At 45.3% G+C, this 6,835-nt stretch carries 3 protein-coding genes; all 3 read left to right on the top strand.

Going from position 1 to position 6,835, the window contains the following annotated elements; all coding sequences use genetic code 11:
- On the top strand, window positions 1-362 hold a 362-nt coding region (locus tag AC1DPQ_RS13310; protein ID WP_477609689.1), incomplete at its 5' end, for a hypothetical protein.
- A gap of 26 nt (window positions 363-388) precedes the next feature.
- Complete coding sequence (locus AC1DPQ_RS13305) at window positions 389-1,213, top strand: phytanoyl-CoA dioxygenase family protein (protein ID WP_477609687.1); 825 nt, start codon at window positions 389-391, stop codon at window positions 1,211-1,213.
- Window positions 1,214-1,295: 82 nt separating this feature from the next.
- Window positions 1,296-6,835: DUF6443 domain-containing protein (locus tag AC1DPQ_RS13300; RefSeq protein WP_477609685.1), on the top strand; the 5,540-nt coding region annotated here is incomplete at its 3' end.

Below are 6,835 nucleotides of genomic sequence, written 5' to 3'. Positions count from 1 at the left end.
GCTTGGGCCTACAGGAACCGCTGGATACTTATGAATATGATGTATCTTCTATTCAGATAGACAATGCTTTTGATCTTGCCTGTTATATCGGCATTGAATGCATCAGAGGTTATGCTGATGAAAAAATAGGCGCTCATCTTCGCACCTTGCTCAACTGGCAGGCAGAGAATGGGCAGTGGTATGGTTCGGCAAATCTCCGCGTGACAGATAACTTCTGTTACGAGCCCTGGAACAATCCTTCGGGAACATACTACGAAGATAAGAGGTCCATCATTACGACTGCAACTATTATGCGGGTACTTTCGAAAATTATTCCAACGAAAGCACCACACAACAGCAGCGTTATATATAACTGGATGTGATTTTCATTTTTTTAATCCAATAAATTATGGTACAAAATGTATTCGTTGACCAAAAATATAATGCAACTTTCCAGGAGCAGGGATATTTGGTTTTGGATCTTCTTAGCACAAAAGATATAGCAGACTTAAAGTCGGTTTTTACAACTGTGGAGGTGCAACATACATTCGATTTTGTTGCTTCTGTGGTACTTCAGGATATTGAAATGCGGCGTTTCATCCATCAAAATATCTTACCGGTTTTTGAACGGAGCCTGCTTCCTGCACTAAATGAATATAAATTTGTTTTAGGAAGCTTCGTGGCCAAGCGCGCAGACTCAGAATATGGTAAGTTCCCGCTGCATCAGGATCCCACTTTTGTAGAAGAAGAAAATCACACAGGACTTAGTATCTGGTGCCCGCTCGTTGACGTAGATAAAACCAATGGCTGCCTTGGCGTTTTGCCTGGAAGCCATCGCTTAAAAAATCTTTACCGTTCACCTACCATGCTACCTTATACCGAATGGGTAGACACTATTGAAGCCAGGCACATGCATTACATTCCTATGAAGGCTGGACAAGTGTTATTCATGAATACGAGAGCAGTCCATGGCTCACCGCCCAATTTAAGCATGGCCATTAGACCCGTTGCCGCAGGTGTGGCTATACCAGCCCATTTACCGCTGCTTTGTTGTCATGTAGACGAAGAGGCAGACCCCGCACAAACAAGTGTATTCCATGTTCCTGATGACTTCTATCTGAGGCATATGATGACAACCCTGCCCAAAGAAGGAACCTGTTTTAGAACCCTTCCAAGACAAATAGAACAAATTTCCCTAGAAAAGATAGAGAAACAGTTTACTGTTTTGAATTAAAATACTAGGTCTACATTTTTTAGCCAAATAACGCATCTCCAACTTCAATCACTAAAAGTTCTCAAATAAAATCCATCCTGTTATGTCTACTAAACCATCAAATAATGGCAGCGGTGCTGCTCAATCTGAAGTGCCTGCATTACACTCTTTTGAGTTTGATAAAACGGCAATAGGCAACATTAAAAGCAGCGTCAATAAATTTCGCGGCTGTGTATCTATGCCATTGGATCTGATGACTTTACCGGGGCTCGAAGGCCTTGATGTAAAGCTATCTGTTCTTTATTCCAGCAATATAAAAAACAACTTAAATACCTGGAATACAGAGGCTCCTACAGGCATCCTTGGGCTGGGCTGGCAGATGCCTATTGAAATGATTACAGTAGACAAAGGAGGAAGTGCATCGGTAACGTCTGACACCTACTACCTGGTCTCCGGAGGCAGTTCCAACCCAATGGTAAAAACCGGTGAAACCGTAAGCGGCAACTGGATATTTCAACTGCGGAATTTTCAGTTTTGGTCAGTACAGTATAATCCTGCACTAAAGATTTGGATCATTATAAAAGAAGACGGGTTCACCTACACTTATGGCGCGGGAAACGACACCGCTTCAAATGCAACCCAATGGGGTATAAGCTGGGGAAACTGGATCGGTTCCAGTAATGTTGGCGCAACGCAGGTGCTCTATCCCACGTCCTGGAATCTCGCATCCATTGTAACGCCAATGGGCAATTCAGTTAACTATCAATACACAAACGTAGCACAGAAATTAATTTCCTCCGGACTTGCGTATACACAGGCCTCTTATTTGGGAAAGGTAATTGACAGCTATGGCCGGGTCATTACTTTGAATTATGGAAATAAATTCGGCATCCTTAATCCTGGCGGTGCAAGTGACGGCACTCCAATTGTCGAATACCAGCCATTGCATACCCAGATAGCGCCCCCCTCTCCCAACGCCTATCAAGACAGGTATGAAACCTATTTTTTAGATTCTGTTGACGTGGCAGATGCAGATGGCAACCCACTCTCGGGTATGAAGTTCACCTACGAATTCATCAATAATGCGGCATCATCAAACAGCAATTATTCATTGATGTACAAACGGTGTCTCCAGTCGGTGTTTCAGTACACAAATAACGGCGAAACACTTCCGGCAATGAATTTTGAATATTTCCCGACAAATCCGTCCAGCATCAACCCTGGCGCCCTAAGTGCCGTTGTATATCCCGAAGGCGGCAAAGCGTCATTTGAATACAAGGCACAAACCATAACATCTACTAATTCATCAAAAAAAGTGCAACTGCAAAATCCGATCACCGGCAGTATTCCCCGAGTTTGGTTTGGTTCCAATTACGTTGTATTCACTTACCAGAGCAGCAACCAGGTACAGGTAAAAATCCAATCGTGGAATGGACAATGGGTTAACCAAACCATCAGCATTAGTAAGACTGTAGCGACCGGTAGCCTGATGGTACAAACAACGGAGAATTTCTTCGCGCTTTCCCTCCGCAATAGTTCCACAGGCAACGATGAATTGTACCTGTTCCGTAACGATGACGCAGGACAGGACTTAAAATTCGGAAACTGGGTTATGTACAATAATCAGCCTTTCGTGCTTACCGTAAAGGCCAATTCAGAAGCTCAGTCCGTTTTTGTTGCAGGAGACAGCTTTGTAATGGCTTATAACACCGATTATACCACCACCCGGGTACAGGGATTTTCGTATAACTGGCAGGATGGAATGTGGAACGGGAACGGATCTCCGCTGTTGCCAAATTCTTCTGATTGTGTACTGGCTGCCATTACTGCGGTTCAGAATTTTTATGCAGTGTCCTGTTATCTCCCGAGTTCCCGACAACTGAAAAATTATCTGTTTTACCGCGCTTTAGATGGCACATGGAACGCCGGCAGTACATGGACTTTAAGCAATATCGATATAGTAGTAGATCAGCCAACCAATATGGCCTTCCTCGCCGTAAGCCCCACGCCAAGCTCATTGGTACTTACATTTGCTACATCTACTACCGATACGGCTATTAATTATAGCCTTAGATTATTTAACTGGGACGAGAATTTCTTTGTCCTGAACACGTCATCACCAGGCATGGTTGATTTGTCTTCTCCTATAGTAAGCGGAAATTTACTCTATCAAATATTCCAGACATCTATAGTTGGATCCACCGTAAATAATAATCTCGCAATGTTGCGGGATGCCGGCGGCGATCAGAGCTATGGCTCGGTTTGGAATCCAAAAAGCTTTTCTTCTCCTGGCGCTACAATTGGTTTGAACATGGCCACTGGTGAGGATATATCCATTCTTTCTCCTGCCAGCGGTTCTGCAGCAAATCAATGGGCAGCGTTCAATCCCAATGCCGGCTCATGGTCTATTTTGTCAAATGTTCCATCCGGGACTAACCCGAGTGTTTCTGGTAATTATATGACGGTTGGCAAAACCATTTATTTCCGCGGCACAGATGGCACATGGCGATCATTGTCAACACAACTCAACAGTTTCAATTATCCGCAAAGTCTCCAAAACCGGGGTCCGAGATTTATTAGCTACCAGGATGCCAGCGACAATACAGCATCATCCTACGTAGCAGCTTTAAGAAATGGAAATGCACAAGTGCCGCAGAAGCTGAATAATGTAAAATCATATGTACCCGATGGCACTGCCGGAACAATGTTGGTTGCCGGCCGCTTTCTGGTCACCTATCCTTCGTCTGCAGCTTCTTTCGATGCAAGCCCTACAATGGATTTATGGAATCTGGATGAAGTTAATTTCAACCAGTCCGTGACAGATACACCCGTGGCATACCTTGTGATTGAGGATCAGTACGACACCACGCAAAGTTTTACACAATCCTACTACTACGCCAACTCCCCCGAATCTCAAATTGTTTACAATGCCTTAATGGGCGTGGCGCAGTATCCACTGGTAATTGTAGTTCCCGGTGTTAAAGAGATAGCTGCCTTACCAACATCCACACCAGAAGGAAGTAGTCAGTTTTATTATTCCAACGGATTGGCCCAGCAATCGACGCTTTATCCTTCCGGTGGGCTCCAGAATTTTCAGAATATTCTTAATGGAATTCAACTGGGCCAAAAAGATTTTGCAAACGACGGCAGTCTCGTATCGTCGCAGCTGAATTACTGGACCATCTATTCAAAAGATGTTTCCGGTAAATATCTTTTAGGCGGATATGCACGTTGCGAAAAGACGGCCAATATGAAAGATGGCATTGTACAATGGTCAACAGGCACTTACGACAAGACAACCGGCGTATTATTATCTCAGGAGAAATCTTATTATGATGCAGACGGTGTGCAGAAAAATCTCCGCATAGAAACCTTATACGCTTACCAGGTTCCGGCATATGCTGCTTCGTTCAACAAGCTGCACATGTTCTCTACGGTGGCTATGACAACCCAAAGTGTAGCGCCGGCAGATAATAGTTCAAGAAATTATGTGAAGAGCCAGGCGACCATTTTCCGTAACTGGGCGAACAATGTCGTGAACACCGATTGTACTGGTGCCGGTTCGTGCAAACTGGCTGCTTATCAAATTTTTGACTGGACAACACCAGGCACTGTGGCACCACAATTCCCATCCGACACGCCGACAGCTGCATGGCAATTAAAGACTAAAATCATTTCCAGATCAGGTACCGGTAACCTCATAACAGAGCAGGTAGATGGCAATGGACTTGTTTCGTCATTCATTTACGATAAAAACCAGCAGTCATTAGTTGCCAAATTTCCAAATGGCAGTCTATCGGGAAATGAAGTGAGCTATTATGATTTTGAAACTTACGAAACGCCAATTGGCTGGGTAATTGGATCTGGTGGGACTATTGTTCCTAATAGCCAAAATACCGTGGTGGATGCCCATACAGGCACTAATAGCCTAAGCATTGCAGCAGGCAGCCACGGCGCAGCAGGCGTGCAAGGCTCATTTACCCCTATTCGCCAGGATCAGCAATATATATTTTCTGCCTGGGTTAAAAAACCCTCAACATTTAACAATAGCGCCGGTAATGCCTCCTGGCAAATATCGGTTGCCGGCGGCACCCCGACTGTTCTCAACTTCCCCGATACCGTTGGTCAGTGGGTGTATGTATCCCAATTAATTGATCTTCCCAACCCGAAGGGCACTGCGCAGATTACAATTATTTGTGAAAATGCGAATACATCCTGCAACGTGCTTGTAGATAATCTGCGGTTCACACCATTGGCATGTATCTTCGAGGCTTACAGCTATAATAACACTTTAGAACAGCCTACAGCCGTACTTGGCGCAAATGGCGAAATAAGCCGTAAAGTATTGGACAGTTTCCAGCAGGAAATTTTATCCACCAATGCGGCAGACAGGACTTCAAAAATTCAAAATGGTTACTTGTCCCGTAGTGGAAACCTGGGGGTATTTGCTCCCGCAAACCCTAATGCTTCACTTACTATTACCGGGACCAATGGCGGCGAGCTCACCGAATTTACACGTGGCCCAGAGTGGTCGTCCGTATGGCAGCAAGGAGCCGGTAACTGGATTGTAACTGGAACCGTCCTTACGCAGCAATCAGCTGGTACAGCAGGCTCGCTCACATATGCCGACGGTAATTTGACCTCAGATTATGCGTTGGATGTTGAATTCAATCTGCTCGAAACGCCTGATGCGCCATTGGGAATCCACCTGGGATCGGTACTTACCATTCAGTGGAATCCGCAATTAACTTCCTGGCAATTGCTGGATTCGACCGGAGCAAACGTGCTGCCTGCTGTGGATGCACGCGCATTTAACCTTCCCCAGAATCCGTTTGCAGCCCAGCTTGATGCAGGTACCTTGTCCGCTGCTCTTTGCATTGCATTTAATAATGCCGGCTTCCTGCTTCCTGCAACATCTACTATCAGCACAGGCGCTGCCACGGGCAAAGGCTGGACGATTACCAGTCCCGACAACGCTTACCGTTATGCGCTGAAACTGGATGGTGCTAATATAGCAGTATATACCATGAACAAGCAGTGGACATTGCTTGCCGGCCAGTCAACTGCTGTTTTCTGGGCAGATGGAAAAATGATCTTCAGCTATACAGCATCTGCTAATTTGTCTGGTGTACCCACCATTTTCTTTGGCAACAAGGTAGCCATTTCACAAATCGCTACAGCAGTAACACCAATGGCTGCTATCTCATTCGACGATGCAAATGGCAAAAATATCCAGGCGCAGCAATATGCTGGCACACAAATGGTGGTTGGTCAGCTGGTATCCGACAATCTGGGCAGAATGGCCATAAGGACGAAACAGGCATATATTTCTCCCCAACAAAACCCAATGTTTAGCTACTGCAGCGATTTTGCCGCCATGAACTGGACTGCAGGAACCATGACAGGCCTAGTGAGCACGGCCTACCCTGCTGATAATGGTTATCCATTTGCAAGGCAAACATTTGAAACATCTCCACTTGCCCGAGTAGTCCAGGAAAGTGTGCCTGGCGAAGATTTCAGCGTAAATGGTGGCAAATGCACCTATACGAGTTATAGTGCTGTAGCTGGCCAGCCGGGAGTTATGATTTATTCGAAAAAGACAACAACGAATCCCAACGGCAACGTCTTCTACGAGGTAAGCAC

The sequence above is a fragment of the Pedobacter sp. 01T416_2 genome (assembly GCF_056398925.1).
This window is presented reverse-complemented; position numbering and strand designations above follow the sequence as displayed.

Coding starts and splice junctions, on each gene's coding strand:
- AC1DPQ_RS13305 (WP_477609687.1), top strand. CDS start 389: ATGGTACAAAATGTATTCGTTGACCAAAAATATAATGCAACTTTCCAG.